Source organism: Streptomyces sp. NPDC002790, from assembly GCF_040295505.1.
Taxonomy (GTDB): domain Bacteria; phylum Actinomycetota; class Actinomycetes; order Streptomycetales; family Streptomycetaceae; genus Streptomyces.
This window is the reverse complement of record NZ_JBEOVM010000051.1, coordinates 1-24982: the sequence shown is the minus strand read 5'-3', so window position 1 is coordinate 24982 and position 24982 is coordinate 1. Positions and strand designations below refer to the sequence as shown.

Annotated in this window: 17 protein-coding genes and 1 pseudogene; 8 read left to right on the top strand and 10 right to left on the bottom strand. The window is 70.3% G+C overall.

Going from position 1 to position 24982, the window contains the following annotated elements; genetic code table 11:
- Positions 1–6: 6 nt before the first annotated feature.
- The gene (locus tag ABT004_RS22065; RefSeq protein ID WP_351339485.1) at positions 7–423 is read right to left on the bottom strand and encodes a hypothetical protein; all 417 of its coding nucleotides are present in this window, start codon (positions 421–423) and stop codon (positions 7–9) included.
- Positions 424–850: 427 nt separating this feature from the next.
- Between ABT004_RS22065 and ABT004_RS22060 the strand changes: the two genes are divergently transcribed.
- The 5 genes and pseudogenes from ABT004_RS22060 (at position 851) to ABT004_RS22040 (ending at position 8840) form a co-directional block, all read left to right on the top strand.
- Positions 851–3667 (top strand): sensor histidine kinase, encoded by a 2817-nt coding sequence (locus ABT004_RS22060; RefSeq protein ID WP_351339482.1) that lies wholly within the window; start codon positions 851–853, stop codon positions 3665–3667.
- Positions 3664–4101, top strand: coding sequence for a roadblock/LC7 domain-containing protein (locus tag ABT004_RS22055; RefSeq protein WP_351339480.1), 438 nt, complete (start codon positions 3664–3666; stop codon positions 4099–4101). Before ABT004_RS22060 ends, ABT004_RS22055 begins: the two co-directional genes overlap by 4 nt.
- Positions 4102–4110: 9 nt before the next feature.
- Positions 4111–4506: a DUF742 domain-containing protein gene (locus tag ABT004_RS22050; protein ID WP_351339478.1), complete on the top strand. Its 396-nt coding sequence runs from the start codon at positions 4111–4113 to the stop codon at positions 4504–4506.
- 54 nt (positions 4507–4560) lie between these two features.
- A pseudogene (locus ABT004_RS22045) lies at positions 4561–8257 on the top strand (hydantoinase B/oxoprolinase family protein).
- Positions 8238–8840 (top strand): GTP-binding protein, encoded by a 603-nt coding sequence (locus ABT004_RS22040; protein ID WP_351339472.1) that lies wholly within the window; start codon positions 8238–8240, stop codon positions 8838–8840. Before ABT004_RS22045 ends, ABT004_RS22040 begins: the two are co-directional and overlap by 20 nt.
- 112 nt (positions 8841–8952) lie before the next feature.
- On the opposite strand, the gene glpK is transcribed toward ABT004_RS22040, so the two are convergent.
- The 6 genes from glpK to ABT004_RS22010 all read right to left on the bottom strand — a co-directional run bounded on the left by glpK (position 8953) and on the right by ABT004_RS22010 (position 15945).
- Positions 8953–10464: a glycerol kinase GlpK gene (gene glpK / locus ABT004_RS22035; protein ID WP_351339469.1), complete on the bottom strand. Its 1512-nt coding sequence runs from the start codon at positions 10462–10464 to the stop codon at positions 8953–8955.
- 61 nt (positions 10465–10525) lie between these two features.
- Complete coding sequence (locus ABT004_RS22030) at positions 10526–11269, bottom strand: MIP/aquaporin family protein (protein ID WP_351339467.1); 744 nt, start codon at positions 11267–11269, stop codon at positions 10526–10528.
- A gap of 314 nt (positions 11270–11583) precedes the next feature.
- Positions 11584–13233: an EAL domain-containing protein gene (locus ABT004_RS22025; protein WP_351339465.1), complete on the bottom strand. Its 1650-nt coding sequence runs from the start codon at positions 13231–13233 to the stop codon at positions 11584–11586.
- Positions 13234–13329: 96 nt separating this feature from the next.
- A complete protein-coding gene (locus tag ABT004_RS22020; protein WP_351339518.1) occupies positions 13330–14520 on the bottom strand; it encodes a lipid-transfer protein in 1191 nt (396 codons plus the stop codon).
- Positions 14517–14975 (bottom strand): Zn-ribbon domain-containing OB-fold protein, encoded by a 459-nt coding sequence (locus tag ABT004_RS22015; RefSeq protein ID WP_351339463.1) that lies wholly within the window; start codon positions 14973–14975, stop codon positions 14517–14519. The genes ABT004_RS22020 and ABT004_RS22015 overlap by 4 nt, the downstream gene beginning before the upstream one ends.
- Positions 14976–15135: 160 nt before the next feature.
- Positions 15136–15945, bottom strand: coding sequence for a M15 family metallopeptidase (locus tag ABT004_RS22010; RefSeq protein WP_351339460.1), 810 nt, complete (start codon positions 15943–15945; stop codon positions 15136–15138).
- 92 nt (positions 15946–16037) lie between these two features.
- Between ABT004_RS22010 and ABT004_RS22005 the strand changes: the two genes are divergently transcribed.
- Positions 16038–16553 (top strand): NUDIX domain-containing protein, encoded by a 516-nt coding sequence (locus tag ABT004_RS22005; protein ID WP_351339515.1) that lies wholly within the window; start codon positions 16038–16040, stop codon positions 16551–16553.
- Between the two features lie 48 nt (positions 16554–16601).
- Here ABT004_RS22005 and ABT004_RS22000 read toward each other — a convergent pair whose 3' ends face one another.
- Positions 16602–18959 (bottom strand): glycoside hydrolase family 31 protein, encoded by a 2358-nt coding sequence (locus ABT004_RS22000; protein ID WP_351339457.1) that lies wholly within the window; start codon positions 18957–18959, stop codon positions 16602–16604.
- A gap of 215 nt (positions 18960–19174) precedes the next feature.
- Here ABT004_RS22000 and ABT004_RS21995 point away from each other — a divergent pair, with 215 nt between their 5' ends.
- Positions 19175–21148, top strand: a complete 1974-nt coding sequence (locus ABT004_RS21995; RefSeq protein ID WP_351339455.1) for an acetoacetate--CoA ligase — start codon at positions 19175–19177, stop codon at positions 21146–21148.
- A gap of 102 nt (positions 21149–21250) precedes the next feature.
- Positions 21251–22153: a DUF8829 domain-containing protein gene (locus ABT004_RS21990; RefSeq protein WP_351339452.1), complete on the top strand. Its 903-nt coding sequence runs from the start codon at positions 21251–21253 to the stop codon at positions 22151–22153.
- A 73-nt stretch (positions 22154–22226) separates the two neighbouring features.
- On the opposite strand, the gene ptsP is transcribed toward ABT004_RS21990, so the two are convergent.
- Positions 22227–23897, bottom strand: coding sequence for a phosphoenolpyruvate--protein phosphotransferase (gene ptsP, locus ABT004_RS21985; RefSeq protein WP_351339450.1), 1671 nt, complete (start codon positions 23895–23897; stop codon positions 22227–22229).
- Positions 23898–23971: 74 nt separating this feature from the next.
- Positions 23972–24421, bottom strand: a complete 450-nt coding sequence (locus tag ABT004_RS21980) for a PTS sugar transporter subunit IIA (RefSeq protein WP_351339448.1) — start codon at positions 24419–24421, stop codon at positions 23972–23974.
- Positions 24422–24982 lie beyond the last annotated feature (561 nt).

Here is a 24982-nt window from a genome sequence, read left to right as displayed (position 1 = left end):
GGCGGGTCAGGAGTGGGTCAGCTGCCCGGCCCTGCCGCGCCTGCGTATGTTGACCGAGTCGGGCCGCGGGACGCCGCGTCGCGACCTCGCGGCACGGCGGGCCTGGCGGCGCTCCTTGCGCAACTGCCGGGCCGTGCTGGCCGGGACCGAGACGACGCCGTGCCGCTGGTTCCACACCTGACGCGTCACCCAGACGTCGAGGACACCCCACGTGGCCGCGACCGTGCTGGCCACGCTGCTGAGCACCATGGGGAAGGCCAGCCAGGAGTCGGTCAGCGTGCACAACACTGCGATCATGGCCTGGATCAGGGTGAGCGCGACTATGAGGACGGCCCGTACCGCTGACGTCCGTACGGGATCGGGCATCCGGCGTCGACGCGCCGGCTCCTCGATCCACAGCCCGCTCCGCTCTGCCGTGCCCATCGCCACGTCACTCCCCACCGCTCGTGGGCCCTCAACGGCCCTCAAGCCGATGCCCCCGCATCGGCACTGCACAGTGACTGCCCGAATTGCCGTGCTTTACGCCGTCGAGGCGCCCCCTCCCTTCTTGAGGACGAACGGCGCGCCGGGAAGATTCCCGTTTTGGCGAACTCGCCTGTTCCGGGCGGGCGGTGCGGAGGATTCCGGCCAACTCTTCGACAGGCAGGGCCGGTTGTGACCACTGTCGAAGAGGGTCTCGAGCGGAGGGAATCTCCCGCAATGCCGGACAACTCGTGATGTCAGCACCACGGTTCACTCGGACATCATCCGGACAGGTCTTCGAGTTGCTCCTGTCTCAGTAGTAGGCTCGCGCCGTTTGTTGACGCACATGTGTGCCCCTGAAGGCAGAGGGGTCGATCTGGGGGAGGCCGTGCGCTTTCGCGGGAAGTCCATCCGCAGGAAGATCGTGGCGCTGTTGCTGGTGCCGTTGCTGTCCCTGACGGCCATCTGGGCCTTCGCCACGGTGATCACGGGACGCGCCGCCGTCCAGCTGATCTCCGCGGGCCAGGCGGTCGACTCGGTCGCCTACCCGTTGATCGCCACGAGCCGTTCCCTGCAGGCGGAGCGCCGCCAGACACTCGTCTATCTCGCCGACCCCCGCGCCTCCGACGCCCAGTCGGCGCTGCGGGCCGAGCGGACCACGGCCGACGAGTCGATCACGCGGATCAAGGAGAAGGTGCGGGACGGCGACATCCGCGACGACCTGGACGGCGACGCCCGGGTCTCCCTCGATACCGCCGTCGAGGGCCTGGAAGGCATCGAGTCGCTCCGTCGGAACGTCGACGAAGGCACCGTGACCCGCGCCCAGGCCCTCGAGTTCTACAACCGCCTCATCGCGCCGACATACGACTTCCTGCTCGACCTCACGGCCCTCGACGACGCGAAGGTGGAACGCCAGGCGCGTGCCCTCGTCGGCGTACTCAAGGCACGCGAACTCCTGTCCCAGGAGGACGCCCTGGTCGGCTCGGGTCTCGTCGCACGCCGGTTCAACCAGCAGGAGCTGCGGCAGGTCTCCGACCTCGTCGCCCAGCGTTCCCTCCTCTACGAGAGCAATCTCGCGCTCCTGCCCGACTCCGAGCGCTCCCGCTACCAGCGGTACTGGAAGAGCCCGGAAACCAACCCGCTGCGCGCCGCCGAGGAAGCGGTCGTGAACGGCTCTCCCGGGACTCCCCGGGGCGTCACCGCGCGGAGTTGGGACAAGGCCTCGCAGTCGGTGCTCGACGAACTCGTCGACCGGGACACCGCCGCGACCGAGCGCTACCAGGACCGCGCCCGCCCGGAGGCCATCGACGTCCTGGTGCGGGCCGGGGTCGCCGGAGTGCTCGGTCTGCTCGCCCTGCTCGTCTCCCTGTACCTCTCCGTACGCATCGGCCGCGGGCTCATCCGCGATCTGCGCCGGCTCCGTCTCGAAGCGCACGAGGCCTCCGGTGTGCGGCTCCCCGGTGTGATGCGCCGGCTGGCCGCCGGGGACGAGGTCGATGTGGAGACCGAGGCGCCGCGTCTCGAATACGACAGGGACGAGATCGGACAGGTCGGCCAGGCGCTCAACACCCTGCAGCGATCCGCGGTCGAAGCCGCCGTCAAGCAGTCCGAGCTGCGCCGAGGCGTCTCCGAGGTGTTCGTCAACCTCGCCCGGCGCAGCCAGGTCCTGCTGCACAAGCAGCTGACCTTGCTCGACACGATGGAGCGCAGGACCGAGGACACCGACGAACTCGCCGACCTGTTCCGCCTCGACCACCTCACCACCCGGATGCGCCGCCACGCGGAGGGCCTGGTGATCCTTTCCGGCGCCGCCCCGTCCCGGCAGTGGCGCAGACCCGTCCAGCTCATGGACATCGTGCGCGCCGCCGTCGCCGAGGTGGAGGACTACGAACGCGTCGAGGTACGGCGGCTGCCGCGGATCGCCGTGACGGGGCCGGCCGTCGCCGACCTCACCCACCTCGTGGCCGAACTCCTGGAGAACGCCACGGTGTTCTCGCCGCCGCACACCGCCGTGCAGGTGGTCGGTGAGCGCGTCGCGAACGGCTTCACCCTGGAGATCCACGACCGCGGCCTCGGAATGGCCCCCGACGCGCTGCTCGACGCCAACCTGCGCCTCGCCGAGACACCGGAGTTCGAACTCTCCGACACCGACCGGCTCGGCCTGTTCGTGGTCAGCCGCCTCGCCCAGCGGCAGAACATCCGCGTCTCCCTCCAGCCGTCGCCCTACGGCGGCACCACCGCGGTGGTCTTCATTCCGGACTCCCTGCTCACGGACGCCCCCGACACCGAGGGCGCCGGCTTCCGTCTCGACCGGCCCAACGCGCTGCGCCGCACGGCCCCGTCGGCGACCCGATCGAAGCCGGGCTCCGTGGCCGGGCTGCCCGGTCTGCCGGCCTCCGTGCTCAACGGGCCGGTCGAGCTGGAGGCCCCGCTGACGACCTCCGACATGACCCGGTTCCCCGGAGCCCTGGGCGACGAGGACAGCGAGCGCGGCGGCCTGTTCCGCCCTCGCCGTGCCGTGTCCGGGCCTCCCGGTGAACAGCACCAGCAGGCCGAGGACGACCGCGCCGGGAGCGACGGCACGAACACCTCCCGCCACACGGACACCTCCCGCCACACGGGCGGCCCGCGTCGTTCCGGGGACCGTGACGCGCAGGATCCGGCGGCCGGCCCTGAGGGGCCACTGCCGCTCCCGCGACGGCGCGTGCCCAAGCTCGTCAGCTCGCACGGCAGGCCCGTGACCCACAGCCGGCCCGGCGCGGACGACCGCGCCGGGCCCGAACCGGGCGAGCGGCACGACCGGGGCAACGGCGACGGGCAGGGTCACACCCCGGACGGCTTCCCGAGACGTCGCACCCGTGCGGTGGAGGAGGCCGCGGCCCCGCGCGAGGCCCCCGAGCCCGCGGCGGACGCCCAGCGGCCCGGCACGTCCGGCACCACTACTGGCGGCCTGCCCCGCCGCGTGCGACAAGCCAACCTGGCCCCGCAGTTGAAGGACGGCCCGGACCTGCGCGGCGACAGCGCGGCACTGGCCGAAGACAGGACTCCCTCCGAACTGCCCGCCGACCGGGACGCCGACGAGGTGCGCAGCCGTATGGCCTCGCTCCAGCGCGGCTGGCGGCGTGGACGCGCGGAGAACACCGCGGGCGATGAGCGCACCGACGGGACAGCACGAGGAACGAACTCTGAGGGGGACGGTCGATGACCGCGCCGAAGGCCAATGCGCAGACCACCAATGGGGTTGTCGGCGAGCTGAACTGGCTCCTGGACGACCTGGTCGAGCGCGTCGCCGGCATCCGGAAGGCGATGGTGCTCTCCGGCGACGGGCTGCCCACGGGCGTCTCCGAGGGGCTCAGTCGCGAGGACAGCGAACACCTCGCCGCCGTTGCTTCCGGATTCCACAGCCTCGCCAAGGGGGTGGGTCGGCACTTCGACGCGGGCGGGGTGCGGCAGACGGTCGTCGAGCTCGACGAGGCCTTCCTGTTCGTCACCGCGGCGGGGGACGGCAGCTGCCTCGCGGTGCTGTCCGACGCGGACTCCGACGTCGGCCTCGTCGCCTACGAGATGACCCTGCTGGTCAAGCGCGTCGGGGTGCACCTGGGGACGGCCCGGCGCACGGACCTGCCCGCCGGAGGGTAGTGGGTCGGTATGAGACCAGACGGTCAGGAGACGCATCACTGGTTCGACGACGACGCGGGCCCCGTCGTGCGCCCGTACGCCATGACGCGCGGCCGCACCACCAGCGCGGGCCGCCACCGGCTCGACCTGATCGCGGTCGTCGTCGCCGAACAGCATGAAGGCGGCGCGGCGACGGACCAGACGATGTCGCCGGAACACGTCGACATCGTCGAGCTCTGCCAGGACGCCCCGCAGTCCGTGGCCGAACTGGCCGCCGAGCTCGATCTCCCGATAGGGGTGGTGCGCGTCCTCATAGGGGATCTCGTCGACGACGAACTGGTCCACGTGACACGGCCGGTGCCACCGGCGGAGCTGCCCGACGCGAGTATTCTCCGCGACGTGATCGACGGCCTCAGAGCGCTCTGATCCGACAGCGGAGCCTGCGGGGCACAGGAACGGGGCGGACGGCGGGAGACACACGTGGCAGGCTGGCAGTTCTGGATCGACCGAGGCGGCACCTTCACGGATGTCGTGGCCCGGCGGCCCGACGGCCGCCTGCTCACGCACAAGCTGCTGTCCGACCATCCGTCGCGCTACGCCGACCCGGCCGTCTTCGCGATCCGCGAACTCCTCGGCGAGGACGAGGGCGAGAACGCGGGCGCTGAGGCGGCGCCCGAGGACAGGCCCGGCGACCGCGTCGACTCCGTCCGCATGGGCACCACCGTCGCCACCAACGCCCTCCTGGAACGCCGCGGTGAGCCGACCGCCCTCGTCATCACGCGCGGGTTCCGCGATGCCCTGCGGATCGCCTACCAGAACCGGCCCCGCATCTTCGCCCGCCGCATCGAGCTGCCCGAACTGCTCCACGAGCGCGTCATCGAGGTGGACGAACGGGTGGACGCCCAGGGCGAGGTGATCACCCCGCTCGACCTCGGCGCCCTCGAAGGCTCGCTGCGCCGGGCCTACGAAGAAGGCATTCGAGCGGTGGCCGTCGTCTGCCTGCACAGTCACCTCCACCCGGATCACGAGCGAGAGATCGGCGCCCTCGCCGAGCGCATCGGCTTCCCGCAGATCTCGCTGTCCAGCGAGGTCAGTCCGCTCATGAAGGTGGTGCCACGGGGCGACACCGCCGTCGTCGACGCCTACCTGTCGCCCGTCCTGCGCCGCTACGTGCGCCAGGTCGCCGAGCAACTCCCCGACGTACCGCTGATGTTCATGCAGTCCAACGGAGGGCTTGCCGAGGCCGGGCAGTTCCGTGGCAAGGACGCCATCCTGTCCGGGCCCGCGGGCGGCATCGTGGGCATGGCCCGGATGTCCGGGCGCGCGGGCTTCGACCGCGTCATCGGCTTTGACATGGGCGGCACCTCCACGGACGTCTCGCACTTCGCCGGCGAATACGAGCGGGTGCTCACCACGCAGATCGCCGGAGTGCGGCTGCGCGCGCCCATGCTCGACATCCACACCGTCGCGGCGGGCGGCGGCTCCGTGCTGCACTTCGACGGCAGCCGCTACCGGGTCGGACCCGACTCGGCCGGCGCGGTGCCGGGACCGGCCTGCTACCGGGGCGGCGGCCCGCTCACCGTCACCGATGCCAACGTCGCCCTCGGCCGCGTCCAACCCGCCTACTTCCCCCACGTGTTCGGCCCCGAAGGTGACCAGCCGCTCGACGACGGCCTCGTACGCGAGCGCTTCGCGGCCCTCGCCGCCGAGATCCGCGCAACGACCGGGGACGCGCGCACCCCGGAGCAGGTGGCCGAGGGCTACCTCCAGGTCGCCGTGGCGAACATCGCCAACGCCGTGAAGCGCATCTCGGTGCAGAAGGGCCACGACGTCACCCGCTACGCCCTCACCACCTTCGGTGGCGCCGGTGGCCAGCACGCGTGCAAGGTCGCCGACGAACTCGGCATCCGGACGGTCCTCGTGCCGCCCATGGCCGGCGTCCTCTCCGCGCTCGGTATCGGCCTGGCGGACACCACGGCGATGCGGGAACAGTCCGTCGAGGCCACCGTCGACGCCTGCTCGATGCCGCACATCCTCAAGACGGCGGACGATCTGGAGAGTGCCGCACGCGACGAGCTGCGCGCCGAGGACGTCCCGGAGGAGCGCATGCGGGTCGTGCGCAGGGCCCAGCTCCGCTATGACGGCACGGACACCGCGCTCACCGTGGAACTCGCCGAACCCGACGCCATGACCCGCGTCTTCGAAGAACGTCATCGCGCTCACTACTCCTTCACCCTGGACCGACCGCTCGTCGTCGAATCACTCTCCGTAGAAGCCACTGGCCTGACCGATCCCCCCGATCTTTCGCATCTCGCTCTCCACGCCACCGCCCCCGCAGCCTCCTTCACCGTCCGCCTGCACACCGGGGGGACCTGGCGGGACGTACCCCTCCATCACCGGGCTGAACTTCCGCCCGGCGACCCCGTCGAGGGGCCGGCGATCATCGCCGAGGACGGATCGACGACCGTCGTCGACGACGGATGGCAGGCGGCCCTCGCGGACGACGGTCACCTGATCATGGAACGGTCGGCGATTACAGAGAGTTCCGATCCGGGCACAGAATTCGCGGAAGAACCCGATCCGGTCATGCTCGAGGTCTTCAACAACCTCTTCATGTCGATCGCCGAACAGATGGGCGCCCGCCTCGAGTCGACCTCGCAGTCCGTCAACATCAAGGAACGTCTGGACTTCTCCTGCGCGCTCTTCGACCCCGACGGCAGCCTGGTCGCCAACGCCCCGCACATTCCCGTGCACTTGGGCTCGATGGGCACCAGCGTCAAAGAGGTCATTCACCGCCGCGGCTCGACGATGCGGCCCGGCGACACCTACGCCGTCAATGACCCGTACCACGGCGGCACGCACCTGCCCGATGTCACCGTGATCACTCCGGTCTTCGACACGGACGGTGACCGGATCCTGTTCTACGTCGCCTCGCGCGGCCACCATGCGGAGATCGGCGGCATCGCCCCCGGCTCCATGCCCGCGAACAGCCGCAGCATCGACGAAGAAGGCGTGCTCTTCGACAACTGGCTGCTCGTGGAGGCCGGCCGGTTCCGTGAGGAGGAGACGCTGCGCCTGTTGACCGAGGCACCCCATCCCTCCCGCAACCCGCGGACGAACCTCGCCGATCTGCGCGCCCAGATCGCGGCCAACCAGAAGGGCGTCGACGAAGTCGCCCGCATGATCGAGAACTTCGGCCTTGACGTCGTGCTCGCCTACATGAAGCACGTACAGGACAACGCCGAGGACTCCGTACGACGCGTCATCGACGCCCTGGAAGGCGGCGAGTTCAGCTACGAGACCGACTCGGGCGCGGTCATCCGTGTGCGCGTGAGCGTGGACCGCGCACAGCGTTGCGCCACCGTCGACTTCACCGGCACCTCCGACCAGCTCACCACGAACTTCAACGCCCCGTTCGCGGTCGTCAACGCCGCCGTCCTGTACGTCTTCCGGACGCTCGTGGACGACGACATCCCGCTCAACGACGGCTGCCTGCGCCCCCTGAACATCGTCGTGCCGCCCGGCTCCTTCCTCTCGCCCCAGCCGCCCGCCGCGGTCGTCGCGGGCAACGTGGAGACGTCACAAGCCATCACCGGAGCCCTCTACGGCGCCCTTGGCGTGCAGGCCGAGGGCTCCGGCACGATGAACAACATCACCTTCGGGAACGCGCGCCACCAGTACTACGAGACGGTGGCCTCCGGCTCCGGCGCCGGGGACGGCTTCCCCGGGGCGCCCGTCGTACAGACCCACATGACCAACTCGCGGCTCACCGACCCCGAGGTCCTCGAGTGGCGGCTGCCCGTCCTCCTGGAGGAGTTCGCGGTCCGGCGAGGCAGCGGGGGAGCGGGCCGCTGGCCGGGCGGTGACGGCGCCGTGCGGCGCATCCGCTTCCGCGAGCCGATGACCGTCTCCACGCTGACCCAGCACCGCAGGGTGCCGCCCTACGGGATGGCGGGTGGCGTCCCCGGAGCGCTCGGCGCCAACTCCGTGGAGCGCGTGGACGGCACCGTCACCCGCCTCGACGGCAGCGATACGGCCGACGTGGCCCCCGGCGACGTACTGGTCGTCGAAACGCCCGGAGGTGGCGGCTACGGGCCGCCCGGGGCGAGCAGCAGTACCCGAGACAACGACACCAGCGAGGCAGGAGAGACACAGCCATGATCTTCGGGCGTTCTGAGCACCGAAAGGCCCCCGTCGAGCCCGTGACGCTCAAGATCCTGGTGGCCGGCGGCTTCGGCGTGGGCAAGACGACGCTGGTCGGCGCGGTCAGCGAGATCCGGCCGCTGCGCACGGAGGAATTCCTCACGGAGGCGGGCCGCCCCGTGGACGACACCGCGGGCGTGGAGCGCAAGGACACCACTACGGTGGCGATGGACTTCGGCCGGATCACGCTCCGCGACGACCTCGTGCTCTACCTCTTCGGCACACCGGGACAGAACCGCTTCTGGTTCCTGTGGGACGAGTTGGCGACCGGCGCCCTGGGAGCAGTCGTCCTCGCGGACACCCGCCGTCTGGAGGACTGCTTCGCCGCGGTCGACTACTTCGAGCGGCGTTCCATACCGTTCATCGTCGGCGTCAACTGCTTCGACGGCGCCTCCCACCACCCGGCCGACGCGGTCCGACAGGCGCTCGACCTCGACCCGGACGTCCCTGTGGTCCTGTGCGACGCGCGCGACAAGGAGTCGGTGAAGGACGTGCTGATCGCCGTCGTCGGCCACGCCGCGGAAGCCGCCGAGCGCAGGCAGCCCGCGGCGACCTGAGTACGCACGGCGGCGGCCCGCACCCCCGCCGACCGGGGTCCGAACCGCCGCGTACGCGCGCGTGGATGGCTGTACGTCACCACGCGCGCGGGGACATGGCCTGCGAGCCGTCTCAGTCCTCGTGCCAGCCGAAGCTCTTCTCCACGGCCTTGCGCCAGTTGTGGTACTCGCGGTCACGGACTCCCGCGTCCATCGCGGGAGTCCACTCCGCGTCGCGCTGCCAGTGCGCCTTGAGCTCGTCCAGGTCGTTCCACACGCCCGTCGCGAGCCCCGCGGCGTACGCGGCGCCCAGGCACGTCGTCTCGGACACCCTGGGCCGGATCACCGGAACGCCCAGGACGTCGGCCTGATGCTGCATCAGCAGGTCGTTCTTGGTCATGCCGCCGTCGACCTTCAGGGTCGTGATCTGCACCCCGGAGTCCTGGTACATCGCGTCGACGACCTCACGGGTCTGCCAGCTCGTCGCCTCCAGGACGGCACGCGCCAGGTGGCCCTTGGTGACGTACCTGGTGAGGCCGGTGACGACGCCGCGCGCGTCGGAGCGCCAGTAGGGCGCGAACAGACCGGAGAAGGCGGGCACGATGTAGGCGCCGCCATTGTCGTCCACGCTTGCCGCGAGCGTCTCGATTTCGTCGGCGGTCTTGATGATGCCGAGCTGGTCGCGGAACCACTGCACCAGGGCACCCGTGATCGCGATCGACCCTTCGAGGCAGTACACGGGCGCCTCGGAGCCGATCTTGTACCCCATGGTGGTGAGCAGGCCGTTCTTCGAAGCGACCGGCCGGTTACCGGTGTTGAGCAGCAGGAAGCTGCCGGTCCCGTAGGTGTTCTTGGCGGTACCGGTGTCGTAGCAGGCCTGCCCGAACACGGCCGCCTGCTGGTCGCCGAGCGCCGAGGCCACCGGCACGCCGGCCAGCTGTCCGACGGCAGTGCCGTACACCTCGGCGGACGAACGGATCTCCGGAAGCAGCGACTCCGGAACGTTCATCGCCGACAGGATCGACTGGTCCCACTGGAGGGTCTCCAGGCTCATCAGCATGGTGCGCCCGGCGTTGGTGACATCGGTGACGTGCACGCCGCCGTCGGTGCCCCCGGTGAGGTTCCAGATCAGCCACGAGTCGATCGTGCCGAAGGCGAGGTCCCCGCGCTCGGCCCTGGCCCGCAGGCCCGGCACGTTGTCGAGCAGCCAGGCCGCCTTGGGCCCGGAGAAGTAGCTCGCCAGGGGCAGGCCGGTCGTCTCGCGGAATCGGTCCTGTCCGTCGGCGCCGCCCAACTCGTTGCAGAGCGCCGAGGTTCGCGTGTCCTGCCACACGATCGCGTTGTGCACGGGCTTGCCGGTGGCCCGGTCCCAAAGGACCGTCGTCTCGCGCTGGTTGGTGATGCCGAGGGCGCTGAGCTGGTCCGCGCGCAGTCCCGCCTTGGCGATCGCCCCGGCGACCACGGCCTGGACCTTGGACCAGATCTCGGTGGCGTCGTGCTCCACCCAGCCTGGCTTCGGGAAGATCTGGCGATGTTCGCGCTGGTCGACGGCGACGATCTCGCCGTCCTGATTGAAGATGATGCAGCGGCTCGAGGTGGTGCCCTGGTCGATGGCGGCGACGTACTTCACGGAAGTGTCGGGCATGGCTACCCCTTCGTAAGAAGACGTTCGAGAGTGTTTCTGCGCTTCAGAACGCTGCGTTGCTTCAGAACGCTGCGTTGTAGATGACCCCCGCCAGCGCGCCGCCGATGAGCGGCCCGACGACCGGGACGAGAGCGTAACCCCAGTCGGATGTCCCCTTGTTGGGGATCGGCAGGAACTGGTGCACGATGCGCGGGCCCAGGTCACGGGCGGGGTTGATCGCGTAACCCGTCGGCCCGCCGAGCGACAGACCGATGCCGACGACCAGGAGCGCGACGATCAGTACCTGCGTGCCGGACTCGCCGAGTCCCTTGGTGAGCCCGAACGCGAGGATGGGCAGAACCAGGCTGATCGTCGCGATGACCTCGGTGAGCAGGTTCGCGACCACGTTCCGGATCTCGGGGATCGTCGAGAAGATGCCGAGCGTCGGCGTCGGACCGTCCTCCGCGGCCTCCTCGCCCGAATCGACGTTGGCGTTGAACTGCGCGAGATACACCAGGTAGGCGAGGACGGCGCCCAGCATCGCGCCGACCATCTGGCCGAGCAGATAGACCCAGACCTTGTCCCACTTGCCGGTGTCGACCGCGATGCCGATGGTGACCGCGGGGTTGAGATGGCCGCCCGACAGCGGGGCGGCCGTATAGGCGCCGGCCAGCACGCCGAAGCCCCAGCCGAACGCGATGACGACCCACCCGGAGGCCTTCGCCTTGGAGTGTTTCAGAGTGACGGCGGCGCAGACGCCCGCGCCGAAAAGGATCAGAATACCGGTGCCGATGACCTCACCGATGAAGATGTCTCCGTTGCTCATGGCGGCTCCTAGGCCCTCGCCCGGGGGCAGTGCTCCCCGGTCCTCCGTGCAGGGTGCGTTTCCATGGCTGGTTCTGAACCACGGCTGCCGTAAGCAGGGAAGTCCCGCGCCCCGCCCGGCGTCCGTGACGAGCGTGCCTGCACAGTCGGAACCACACGTGGGGGAGCGGCTCTGACCTGCCGCAACCCGGCAGGAATGCGCACCTGGGGCAGCCAGGACCCCGAGCAGCGGTGGGCCGATTTGCGGCGATGCCGACTGACATCCGGAAGTGTTCACCGGCCGTAGTGGAGCGTCAAGGTCGTGGACGGCAACGGTTAACCGGCGGCCGGCGCTCCCTTCAGGTCGCGCGCGGCGGTCGTGGCTCGTGCGCCGCGGCGCACGTCGATACCTTCGCGCCCCGCCTGGCCGCAGACCCAACTCGCCCCGGAGAGCGCCTTCGCGGCCTTCTTGAGCGGGGCGAGCAGCGCCGCGGCCCGCCGGTGGTCGGGCACGCTGCCGGGCGGGCACACGACCGTGGCCAGCGACAGCGTCACCGCCCTGCCGCCCGCCGACCAGGGAGCGTCGAGCACGGCGGCCGCGAGCGGGCCGAGCCGCTCGGGATCGGCCAGGACCAGGAAGTCGTCACCCCCGATGTGCCCCACCCGCACGGAATCCGACGCCGTGCGCGCGAGGGCCCGTCCCACCGAACGGATCAGCTCGTCGCCCGCCGCGAACCCCGCACCGTCGTTGACCTGCTTGAACCCGTCGATGTCCAGCCAACTCAGGGCGAAGCCGCGGCCCTGCGCCACCCAGCGGTCCAACTCGCCCGTCACGGTGTCCGAACCCGGCAACCGCGTCAGCGGGTTGAGCCCGGCGGCCTCCTCGACGCGGCTCTCGGCAAGCGCCCGTACGAGGTCGGTGAGGCGTACGACGCCGACGCAGCGCCCGTCGTCGTCCACCACGGCGACGTCGTCGGCGGTGCGGGCGTGCTCGCCGTCCGCGACCACGTCGAGCACCTCCCAGGCGGTCGCGGTGACGCCCACCGTGCGCGGTCGGTCGCCGAGCCGCGCGGCGGGCCGGTCGGCGTACAGCGCGTGCCCGTAGCGCGTGGACAGCGACAGCAGGAAACGGTCCCGCTGCACCGACCGCACCGGTGCCCCGGCGGCGTCGACGAGCAGCACCCCGGTCACCTCGGCCGCTCCGGTGAGCCGGCGCCGCACCTGCTCCGCGGACACCGAATCGGGCAGCAGCGCCGCGGGCCGCACGAAGTCCCGCACCAGCGGCCCGGCCGGCCGCGACGAGCCGACGGTCGGGGGCAGTTCGGGCACGTACACGTCGGAGATCGGCAGCCGGGCCGCCGGGGCGAACAGATTGCCCTGCGCGAGCTGCGCCCCGGCGTCCCGGGCCGCCAGGCACTGGGTCTCGGTCTCCACGCCCTCGACCGCGAGCAGCGCGCGGATCTCCTCGCACAGCGTCCGCATGGCCCGCACCGTCGCACCGCGCGACAGCAGTGAGGCGTCGAGCTTGATCAGGTCGGGAGCGAGATCGTCGAGCAGCCGCAGCGGTACGTCGCCGTCACCCACGCCGTCGGCACAGATCCGGAAGCCCTCCTTACGCAGGACCGCGACACCCTCCAGGAGGGCGCGGTGCGGCACGTGCGTGAACGGCGGCCCCACATCGACGGTCACCTCCCACGGCAGGCGGCCCGCGTCCTGCACCGCGCGCCGCAGCGCGTCAAGACCGCCGAGGTCGGCGAGCGTGCCCGCGAACACGTTCACGTGCAGCGGCAGCAGCGTCTCCCGGCGTGCGGCATCACGGATCGCCAACGCGGCCAGGTCGCCGTCGAGTTCGGGCTCGCGATGCGCTCGTGAGAGCACATCACCCGACTCGGGGCGGGCGAGTATCTCCAGAGCCGCGGCCGACCCCGTGGCCAGATTGACCACGGGCTGGAAGGCGAAGCGGAGGCTGTCCGGCCAGGTGTGCACGCCAGCATGATGGCGTCGCACGGACGCCCCCAGGGCCGGTTCACACGCTGTTCACGCAGCATTCCCGCACGGCCACGCAGGGTACGCACGCGGCGGTCAGCGCACCGCCACGACCGACGAACCGTGGCCGAACAGGCCCTGGTTGGCGGTGATCCCGGCCCTGGCCCCGGCCACCTGACGGTCGCCTGCCGCACCCCGCAACTGCCACGTCAACTCGCAGACCTGGGCGATCGCCTGCGCCGGAACCGCCTCTCCGAAGGAGGCGAGTCCACCGCTGCTGTTCACGGGTATTCGGCCTCCGGGAGCGGTCGCGCCGTCCCTCAGAAGCTTGGCACCCTCACCCTCGCCGCACAGCCCGAGGTCCTCGTACCACTGCAACTCCAAGGCCGTGGACAGGTCGTAGACCTCCGCCAGGGACAGGTCCTCGGGACCGATCCCCGCCTCTTCGTAGGCGGCGCGGGCGATCGAGGCGCGGAACGCGGGACCTTCGGGGGCGACCCCTGCGGCCGAGTCCGTGGCGATGTCCGGGAGGTCGAGCACGGTGTTCGGGTACGTCGGCGTCACCGTCGACACGGCCCGTATGCGGACTGGATCCGCCGCTCCGTGCCGGCGCGCGAACTCCATGCTGGACAGCAGCAGCGCCGCACCGCCGTCCGACGTGGCGCAGATGTCGAGCAGCCGCAGCGGATCGGCGACCACGGCGGAGGCGGCGACCTCCTCGGCCGTCACCGTCTTGCGGTAGCGCGCGTTCGGGTTCAGCGCACCGGAGGCGGCGTTCTTCACCTTGACCTGGGCGAAGTCCTCGAGCGTGTCCCCGTGCACGGCCATGCGCCGGCGCGCGTACAGGCCGAAGTACGTCGGGTTGGTCGCCCCGAGCGCACGGAAGCGCAACCAGTCGGGATCGTCGGGCCGGTCGCCGCCTGCGGGCTTGAAGAACCCCTTGGGCGCGGCGTCGGCGCCCACCACGAGCACGACGTCCGCCATTCCCGAAAGGATCTGTGCCCGCGCCGTGTTGACCGCCTGGGCCCCCGAAGCGCAGGCCGCGTAGACGCTGGCCACGCGCGCGCCCTGCCACCCGAGGGCCTTCGCGAACGTCGCACCCGCCACGTAGCCGGGGTAACCGCCGCGCACCGTGTCCGCGCCGACGATCGATCCCACGTCACGCCAGTCGACCCCGGCGTCGGCGAGCGCGACCCGCGCCGCCGCCACCCCGTACTCGACGAAGCTGCGCCCCCACTTCCCCCAGGGGTGCATGCCCGCGCCGAGAACCGCCACGTCCCCCGTCATGCCGTCACCCCCGTCGGCCGCCAGTGCCACGTCGTCCATGTCGTCCCGGTCGCGTCGTCCCCCTCCTCGTTGAGCACGCCCGGCACGACCTCCACCTCCAGGCCGACCGCGAGATCGGCCACGGAGACGCCAGGAGCCCCCTGGCCGAGCACGACCAATCGCTCCGTCTCCAGCTCCACAGCGATCAACGCGTAGGGCTCCCAGGGAAGTTCCCGGTCCGACACATACGGTTCCGGTGGTCGGTACCTGGCGTCCGTGTACGACCAGACGCGCCCGCGCCGCGACAGGGGCAGTTCCACCAGCTCGCCGCCGGCGCAGGTGGGATTGCGGCACGCCCCGTCCTCGCGCGGAAAGAACACCGACGCACACGCCGAACAGCGCGTGCCCAACAGGCGGAAGTCGTCCCCCTCTCCGCTGAACCAGTCGGCCACGACAGGTGTACGCGTACGCGCCACAGTTCCTCCCCGGCAATGAATCTGACGGAACGTCAGAAGTGTGCCATGGGGAACCGAATGACGTCAGGGGTCCCGCAGAACCGTCCGCGCCCGACCGGCGTCCGTGATTGGTGAGGGCGCGACCGGGATCGACGGGGGTGCTTCCGGTCGCGCCCCCACATCACCGCCCCGTCAGAGAACGCCTGGAGACCGGGAAGTCGAAGTACGTGTCCGGGTAGAGCTCGGGGTCGTAGGTGTAGTGCCACCACTCCTCGGGAAGATTGACGAACCCTTGCGCGCCGAGCGCGTTCCGCAGCAGGTCCCGATTGGCCCGCTGCACCCCTTGGACGCGCGGATCGTCCGTGTGCGCGAGCGTGTCGAAGCAGTCGAACCCGGTCCCCATGTCCAGCGAGTTGTCGGGGAAGCGCTCCGCCTTCGGCCCGTAGCAGGGCGTGAGCTGCTCCCCGGGCACATAGGGGCGCGTGGGTCGGGCGGGCAACTTCACGACCGTCAGGTCCAGGGTGGAGCCACGACTGTGGCCCGACTTCTCCGCGATGTAGCCGTCCGCGAACAGGCGCGTCTTGTCGACGCGCGGATAGAACTCCGCCTTCATCTTCTGGTCGTCGAGATCCTTCGCCCAGCGGACGAAGTGGTCGACCGCACGCTGCGGGCGGTAACAGTCGTACACCTTCAGGGAGTAGCCCTTCTTCAGGAGGCCGATCTGCGCCTTGTGGAGCGCCTGCGCGGCAGGTCTCGTGAGGAGGCACATCGGCTTCTTGTAGCCGTCGACCGGCTCACCCATGAAGTCGTGCTCCGTGTAGTAGCGCATTTCCTGGATGATCGTGGAATCCACGTCATGGAGTGCCACGAAATCCTTGGGCGCCTTGGGGTCGGGCGTCGCCTGGGCAGCCGACGGTGCCGCGGCCACACCGAGCAGCGCGGCGGCGGTCAGGGCGGCGAGTTTCCGCAGAGCGGTGGAGGCTCGAGTCATGGATCAGCGTCTATCAGGAGCCGGGCCCACCGGGGAAGACCGCGGTCGAGTGATCGGATACAGTCCGCGCCGTGCCCGAATCAACCCACGCCATGGTCAACCCCGTTCCGGATTCCCACTGTTCGAGCTGCGGAGCCGCCTACGGGACCGAGGTGCACGGCTGGCCCCGCACCTGCCGGGCCTGTGACTCCGTCGCCTATCGCAACCCACTCCCTGTCGCCATCGCCCTGCAACCGGTGTACGACACGGTGGGCACCGCCCTCGTCACGATCACACGCACCATCGCCCCCGCGCGCGGGGAACCCGCCCTGCCCGGCGGGTTCATCGACGACCGGGAGGACTGGCGGCGAGCCGTCGTCCGTGAACTCCAGGAGGAGACGGGCATCGTCGCTGCGGCACGCGAGGTACGGCTCGTGGACGCCATGAGCGCCCCGGACGGCCACCTCCTGCTCTTCGGCCTCCTGCCCGAACGCCCAGCGGGATCCCTGCCCACCAGCGTCGCCACGGACGAGACGGACGGCTGGCACCTGCTGCGCCGCCCGACCGAACTGGCGTTTCCCCTCCATACGTTGGCAGTGAAGGCCTGGTTCGAGGGCCGCTACCTGTAGGAGCCAGGTCCCGGCGGGCGTCCAGCGGCGCCCTGCGCCGAAAGGCGCTCACAAGCCGCGCACACGTACCGGGTAGGGCGACTCGACCTCGCCGTCCTCCCTGTCCGCTTCGACGACCACGCGCCCCTTGCCCCAGCGCACCCGGAACCGCTCGATCTCCGGCTCCTCCCAGCCGTCCCCGACGTCCCGCGCCACGTAGCCATGGCCCGTACGTCCCGGTGCAGGCGCCCACGCCTCCAGGGCGACGCCCCCGCCCGGACCGCGCACAGGAAGCACCGACCCGCCACGCGCGAGCACCGGAATACGCGACAGGGGAGCATCCACCGTGATCCGACCGGGCCCTTCGAAGCCTTCGCCGGTCACCGTGTCGTACCAACGCCCAGGCGGCAGATGAACGGTGCGCCGGTCGGCTCCGGGCTCAAGGACGGGGGCCACCAACAGGCAGTCGCCCAACAAGAAGGCGTCCTCGCAGTCACGCAAGGCCCGGTCCTCCGGAGCACCCCACCACAATGGCCGCACAAGCGGGGCACCGGTACGCCGGGCGAGATGCGCGAGGGTCATGAAGTACGGAAAGAGGCGACGCCGCTCCTTCAGTGCCACGCGCGCGTGCGCGAGCACCTCCTCGCCGAACCCCCACGGCTCGCGCCGCCCCGCCCCCAGCGCCGAATGCGTGCGAAACAGCGGCATGTAGGCGCCCAACTGGCACCAGCGCAAGAACAGTTCCGGTGACTGCTTCCCGTTGAACCCACCCACATCAGGGCCGGAATAGGGCACCCCGCACAACCCGAGCCCCATCACCAACGAGAGCGAGGAACGAAGGCCGGCCCACCCGGTGGCGATGCCACCGGACCACGTCCCTCCGTAGCGCTGCAAACCCACCCACCCGGACCGGGAGAGCAAGAAGGGCCGTTCCTGCGGCTGCAGTTCGCGCAGACCCTCGTAGCCGGCCCGTGCCATGCACAGCGCGTACACGTTGTGCGCCTCCCGATGGTCACCGCCCCGCCCCTCGACCATGTGACGGGACGAACGGGGGAGCGTGGGCTCACCGAAGGCGGAGAAGGACCCCGGCTCGTTCCTGTCGTGCCAGAAACCCGAGAAGCCCTGCGCGAGCCGCTCCTCGTACAGTCCGCCCCACCACTTGCGCACCCGCTCAGCCGTGAAGTCCGGATACATCGACTCACCAGACCACACGACCCCGCGCACGGGCCTTCCCGCCGAGTCCCGCACGAAAGCGTCGATCGCCTGCCCGCCGTCGTACAAGGCGTTGCCGCGGCGTGCCTTGACCGCCGGGTCGACGATCGACACCAGCCGGACACCCTCACCGCGCAGATGCTCGGCCAGTCGGGGCAGGGAGGGGAACCGCTCACGATCGACGGTGACGGCCTCTCCCGCCGTGAGGTGATCGATGTCCAGATGGACCGCCTCCAGGGGCAGATCGCGCTCCCTGTAGTCCGAGACGACGCGACGCACCTCCTCCTCGCCCCCGAACCTCCGAAGCGCGTGCTGGTGGCCCAGCGCCCAACCCGGCGGTACGGCCGGAGCGCCGGTCAGCTGGGACCAGACGTGGAGTACGCGCGCGGGTGTGCCCACCACCACCCAACAGCGCAACGGGCCACCCTCCATGCGCAATTCGGAGGTCCCGGCGCAGTCGTGCCCGGAGCCGGCCCCCTCACTGCCCTCACGGAGGCGCACGGTGCCGTCCCACGTGTTGTCGTGGAACACCAGATACGTCCCCGCATCCGCGACCACCATCTGCACCGGCATCGTGAGCGACAACGGACCGTCCTGCCGGCCGAAGGAACCGCCGGGATCCGTGTTCCACAACCGGTACGTCGCGTCGCGCAGTCGCGGGCCCGACGCCCGGCCTCCCAGGCCGAAGAAACGCGCGTCGGCGGAGACCTCGCTCCGCTGCGCCCAGCGTGCCTCACCGCCGCCCTCGGGCTCCCACCACCGGGGCGGCAGATCGCGGCGCAGCAACACCCCGCCCGGCGTACGCACCTCCAAGGCGCCGTGTCGCGAGACCACGACGGTCACCCGCTCGGACACCAACCGCCAGCCGCCGTCCTTGTCCGGCTCGAGCACCGCCCGCGGATCCGCCTCCGGACAGAGCCCGGCCAGGGCGTACGACGGCTCGGGCTCGGCTCCGTCCCAGCTCCAGAAGAGCGCACCGCTCACGGTGACGGTGATGCGCAACCGGGACCGCGTGAACCGCACCAGGCCGCCGCCCGGTTCGGGCGTCACACCGACCACGGAGCCCGGCACCCGGGCCCGCTCGACGCCCCGGCGGGGAAGGCCCACGGAGTCCGCGCGGTGGCGCCGCCAGGACGCCCGAACGGAGCGCAGCCCGTGGGCCCACCCCACGGACGAAACCGCCTTCGCCAAGCGCACCAGGTCACGACCATCCATGCTGCTCACCCTGCCACCGAGGCGCACGCGCGCGTGCCGCGTTCAACTGCCGTTCATCCGTGGTGCCGGCACATCTTCGCGAGGCCGACTATGTGGGGTACGCCCTGGTGCCGAAGTCGATCACATGGCATCGTCCAGTGAGCCGCGTCAGGCGCACACTCTGCGGTGTGCGCCGAGGACGCACACGCCGCGCACGTACTTTCTGGAGCCGCATCATGTCCACCGTGAACCCGTCACCGCTCTGGCAGCCCGATCGCCAGCAGATCGCCGACGCGCAGATCACACGGTTCCAGGCCTGGGCGGCCGAGCAGCACGGCGCGCCCGCCGACGGCGGCTACGAGGCGCTGCACCGCTGGTCGGTCACCGAACTCGAAACTTTCTGGAAGGCCGTCACCGAGTGGTTCGACGTGCGCTTCACGCACCCGTACGCGCGTGTGCTCGGGAACCGTGACATGCCCGGCGCCGAGTGGTTCCCCGGCGCCACGCTCAACTACGCCGCGCACGCCCTGCGCACCGCGGACGACCCCGCGCGCGCGGACACGCCCGCGATCCTCCACGTCGACGAGACACCCGAACCCCGTACCGTCACCTGGGCCGAGCTCCGCGGCCAGGTCGGCTCCCTGGCCGCCGAACTGCGCGCCCTCGGAGTACGCCCCGGCGACCGCGTCAGCGGCTACCTGCCGAACATCCCCGAGGCCGTCGCCGCCCTCCTCGCCACGGCGGCCGTCGGAGCCGTGTGGACGTCCTGCGCCCCCGACTTCGGCGCACGCAGCGTCCTGGACCGCTTCCAGCAGGTCGAGCCCGTGGTCCTGTTCACGGTCGACGGCTACCGCTACGGCGGCAAGGAGCACGACCGCCGCGACACCGTGCGGGAACTCCGCGACGAACTGCCCTCCCTGCGCGCGGTGGTGCACATCCCGCTCCTCGGGACCGAGGCACCCGAAGGCGCCCTGGAATGGTCTGCCCTCACCTCCGCGGACGTCACACCCGTCTACGAAGAAGTGCCCTTTGACCACCCGTTGTGGGTGCTCTACTCCTCCGGCACCACAGGCCTGCCCAAGGCCATCGTGCAGTCGCAGGGCGGCATCCTCGTCGAGCACCTCAAGCAGATCGGCCTGCACTGCGACCTCGGCCCCGACGACCGCTTCTTCTGGTACACGTCCACGGGCTGGATGATGTGGAACTTCCTCGTCGGCGGCCTGCTCACCGGCACCACGATCGTCACCTACGACGGCAGCCCCGGATACCCCGAGACCGGCGCCCAGTGGGCGATCGCCGAACGCACCGGCGCGACCCTCTTCGGCACCTCCGCCGCATACGTCATGGCCTGCCGCAAGGCCGACGTGCACCCCGCGCGGGACCACGACCTCTCCCGTGTCAAGTGCGTCGCCACCACGGGATCGCCGCTCCCGCCGGACGGCTTCCGCTGGCTCCACGACGAGGTGCGGGACGACCTGTGGATCGCCTCCGTCAGCGGCGGCACCGACGTCTGCTCCTGTTTCGCCGGAGCCGTGCCGACACTCCCCGTCCACATCGGCGAACTCCAGGCACCCGGCCTCGGCACGGACCTGCAGGCATGGGACCCCGCCGGTGCCCCGCTGACCGACGAGGTCGGCGAACTCGTCGTCACCAACCCGATGCCGTCCATGCCGATCCGCTTCTGGAACGACCCCGACGGCACCAGGTACCACGACAGCTACTTCGACACCTACCCCGGCGTCTGGCGCCACGGCGACTGGATCACGCTGACCTCGCACGGCTCCGTCGTCATCCACGGCCGCTCCGACTCCACCCTCAACCGTCAGGGAGTCCGGATGGGCTCCGCCGACATCTACGAGGCCGTGGAGCGGCTCCCCGAGATCCGCGAATCACTCGTCATCGGCCTGGAACAGCCCGACGGCGGCTACTGGATGCCCCTTTTCGTCCACCTCGCGCCGGGCGCCGTCCTCGACGACGCGCTCCGCTCCCGCATCAAGCAGATCATCCGCGAACAGCTCTCGCCGCGCCACGTGCCCGACGAGGTCATCGAAGCCCCCGGCGTCCCGCACACCCTCACCGGCAAGCGCATCGAGGTGCCCGTCAAGCGCCTGCTCTCGGGCACACCACTGGAAAAAGCCGTCAACCCCGGCTCCATCGACAACCTCGAACTCCTCAAGTTCTACGAGGAGATCGCGCGCAAGCGAGCCTGACCGACCGCCTGAAACCGATGGTGCGGAAGTCACCGAACGTGGCGTTGTCAGTGCCCCTGATTACTCTGAGTGAGCATCGTTCAAGCGCACTCAGGGGGAATCATGGGGCACACTCAACACAACCGGGCGACCAGCGTGCGGCGCGGCCTGCGCCGTGAAGTGGCGGGAACCATCGGCCTGTTGGCCGACGAGCAGGACTTCGACGCGATGCGGCTCTACCGCAGCTTCACCTTCGAAGACCACACGACGTACCTGCGCCAAGTGGAAGGACTACTCAAATCCCAGGCCGCGGCCGGCGGATACACCACGGTCACGCTCTTCGACCCGGCCGAGTTCACGGAATTCTGCAGGGCGGAGGACCTGGACCCGGACAGCGCCGTCAGCCGTACTCGATTCACCGCGGAACTCGCCGCGTCAGGGCCGTTGGTCGCCTACCAGGGACAACCGATGGCCGACCTCGTCCCCGAACTCGTGAAAGAGGCCGTCCGCCAAGCGACCTGGGAGTTCGCGACGTCCATCCTCTCCCGGACAGGCGCGTGTGCCGTATGCGGGCAGGACGTAGGACGTATGGCCTTCGCCAGGGCTTCCCACCTGGTCTCCCGAATGATCGACGCGCTCGGCGAGGGAGCCCACCACTGGGTGTGCAGCGTGCTCACCGACAAGGAGTCCCTGCACGCCGTCCTGCACGTGGACGCGACGGAACCCGACACGGTCAAAATCGACGAGTCCGCGGCCATGGAGGTCACGGCCGTACTGGCGCTGGCAATCGTCAGCCGGCGCGCCAGTGCCGTCATCGTGCGCAGCTCGGTCACCGGCACGGAAGACCGTGTCCACGGCTGGCACCTGAAGGACCAGGGACTCCAACCGATCCCTGGGGGACGGGTCTTCGACGCCTATTGCACCGACGCGGACTCCGGCGACCTGTCCGCGCCGGAACCCGGCGTGAACTACTGCACCGCACCAGAAGTGGACGACACGAAACCGGAAGGGAGGCATCGGCACTGAACACCTCGGACAAGCGCGAAGGGCGCCCCGCCCAAAGGCGGAGCGCCCTCCGAAAGGCACCAGTCCGGCTCCGCTACTCGCCGGACAGCACGGCCTGAGCGGCGCTGCGCGCCTCCTCCGCCGACTCCGCGGCACGCGCGGCAGCGGCTGCCCGCTCGCACTGGGCCAGCGTGCACTTGCCGAGCGTCGACCGTACGTACGGAATCGAAGCGGCACCCATGGAAAGGGAGGTGACACCCAGACCCGTCAGCACGCACGCGAGCAGCGGGTCGGACGCGGCCTCGCCGCAGACGCCGCAACTCTTGCCCTCGGCCCTCGCCGCCTCGGCGGACAGCGAGACCAGGTCGAGCAGTGCGGGCTGCCACGGGTCCTGCAGACGCGACACGGCTCCGACCTGACGGTCAGCGGCGAACGTGTACTGGGCCAGGTCGTTGGTGCCGAGCGACAGGAACTCGACCTCCTGCAACACCGACCGGGCACGCAGCGCGGCAGACGGAATCTCCACCATCGCGCCGAACTTCGCCTGCAGACCGGCCGCACGGCAGGCATCGGCGAAGGCCTTGGCGTCGGCGCGGTCGGCCACCATCGGCGCCATGACCTCGAGGTAGACCGGGAGCCCTTCGGACGCCTTCGCCAGCGCGGTCAGCTGCGTACGCAGCACCTCCGGGTGGTCGAGCAGCGTCCGCAGACCGCGCACGCCCAGAGCCGGGTTGGGCTCGTCGCCGGGCGACAGGAAGTCCAGGGGCTTGTCGGCGCCGGCATCGAGCACCCGCACCACGACACGGCCCTCGGGGAACGCCTCGAGCACCTGCCGGTACGCCTCGACCTGCTTCTCTTCGGACGGAGCGTTCTTGCTGTCGTCGAGGAAGAGGAACTCGGTGCGGAAGAGACCGACACCCTCGGCCCCCGCCTCAACCGCCGCGGGCACGTCCGCCGGTCCGCCGACATTGGCGAGGAGCGGCACCTTGTGCCCATCAGAGGTGGCACCGGGGCCGGTCGAAGCGGCCAGCGCCGCCTTGCGCTCGGCAGCGGCGGCCTCCAACGAGGCCCGCTTCTCCGAACTGGGGTCAACGAAGATCTCACCGGTGCTGCCGTCCACGGCGACCACGGTGCCTTCGGCGAGCTCACCCGCGCCGGGAAGCGCCACCACGGCCGGCACGCCGAGGGCGCGGGCCAGGATCGCGCTGTGGCTGGTCGGCCCGCCCTCTTCGGTGACGAAACCGAGCACCAGCGCGGGATCCAGAAGCGCGGTGTCCGCGGGCGCAAGGTCCCGGGCGATCAGCACGTAGGGCTTGTCGCTGTCCGGGACGCCGGGCATGGGCACCCCGAGAAGGCGCGCCACGATGCGGTTGCGCACGTCGTCGAGGTCCGCGACGCGGCCCGCCATGTACTCACCGGCGCCCGCGAGGAGCTCGCGGTAGTGCGAGAATGCGTCGTAGATGCCGCGCTCGGCCGTGCTCCCGACGGCGACACGACGGTCGACGTCGGCCATCAGCTCGGGGTCCTGGGCGATCATGGCCTGAGCCTCGAGCACCGCCTGGGCCTCGCCACCGGCCAGGTTGCCGCGCGCCATCAGGTCGGCCGCGACAGCTTCGACGGCCTGGCGGGCGCGCCCCTGTTCGCGCTCGGCATCCTCAGCCGGAATCTGCTTGGCCGGCGGTTCCAGCACCGCCGTGCCCATGTGCCGAACCTCGCCGATCGCCACACCGTGGCTCACGCCGACGCCTCGCAGCGTTGTCTCCATCTCACCCGTCTCCGATAGTGCGGCGAGCGCTGCCGCCGCGTTGAATTCCTGCCGGCCTTCAGTGACGGAGTGCGTCACTTCCAGCCGAAGAGCGCGTCGCCGGCCTTGATGTCGCCGTCCTCGACGACACCGGACAGAGACTCCGCCGTGGCCTCGAGTGCGACGACCGGGCAGATCGGCGACTTGCCGGCGGCCTCGACGGCTGCCGGGTCCCAGCGGACCACGGACTGCCCGCGCTGCACGGTGTCGCCCTTGTTGACGAGCAGCTCGAAGCCCTCGCCGTTGAGTTGGACGGTGTCGATGCCCAGGTGCGTCAGCACACCGTGGCCTTCCTCATCCACGACGACGAAGGCGTGCGGGTGAAGGGACACCACGATGCCGTCCACCGGGGCCACAGCGTCCGACGCCTCACGCGCGGGGTCAATGGCGGAGCCGGGGCCGACCATCGCACCGGAGAACACCGGGTCAGGAACAGCGGAGAGCCCGATGGCGCGTCCGGTGAGCGGGGACGTCACACTGGTCATGGCAAGCCTCCCAGAGGGGCGGAGATTCAGGGTCGCCGTCACTGCCTGTCCTGGACGGCGTACTGTTCAGAAGCGTAAGTCATAAAAAGTCCCGGTTCCCTATGAGAGGCACCGGTTGGCGGCCGTAGGGGCCGCGGGCAAACGATTTGCGCCGAAGCTCGGGCCCGATGTACTGTCGTACCTCTGCCAGGGAGGCAGGCGACGCCCTCGAGCGTCCAACACCTCGGCAGCATCTATCAAGTCCTAAGTTGCATTGTGAACCGTATTTCTGCACGTCTGCAGAGGTGTGGCAAGCGGGCCGGAAAAGACTGATAGTGTTTGAACTCGCCGAAAGGGCCGCGAAAGCGGAAGTCCTCATTAGGTGGCGTCAATCCGAGGAAATCGGCCGGTGAAACGGTCTGATAGAGTCGGAAACGCAACAACAGCAAGACCGAAGGGAAGCGCCCGGAGGAAAGCCCGCGAGGGTGAGTACAAAGGAAGCGTCCGTTCCTTGAGAACTCAACAGCGTGCCAAAAATCAACGCCAAAATTTGTTGATACCCCGTCTCCAGCTATTTGCTGG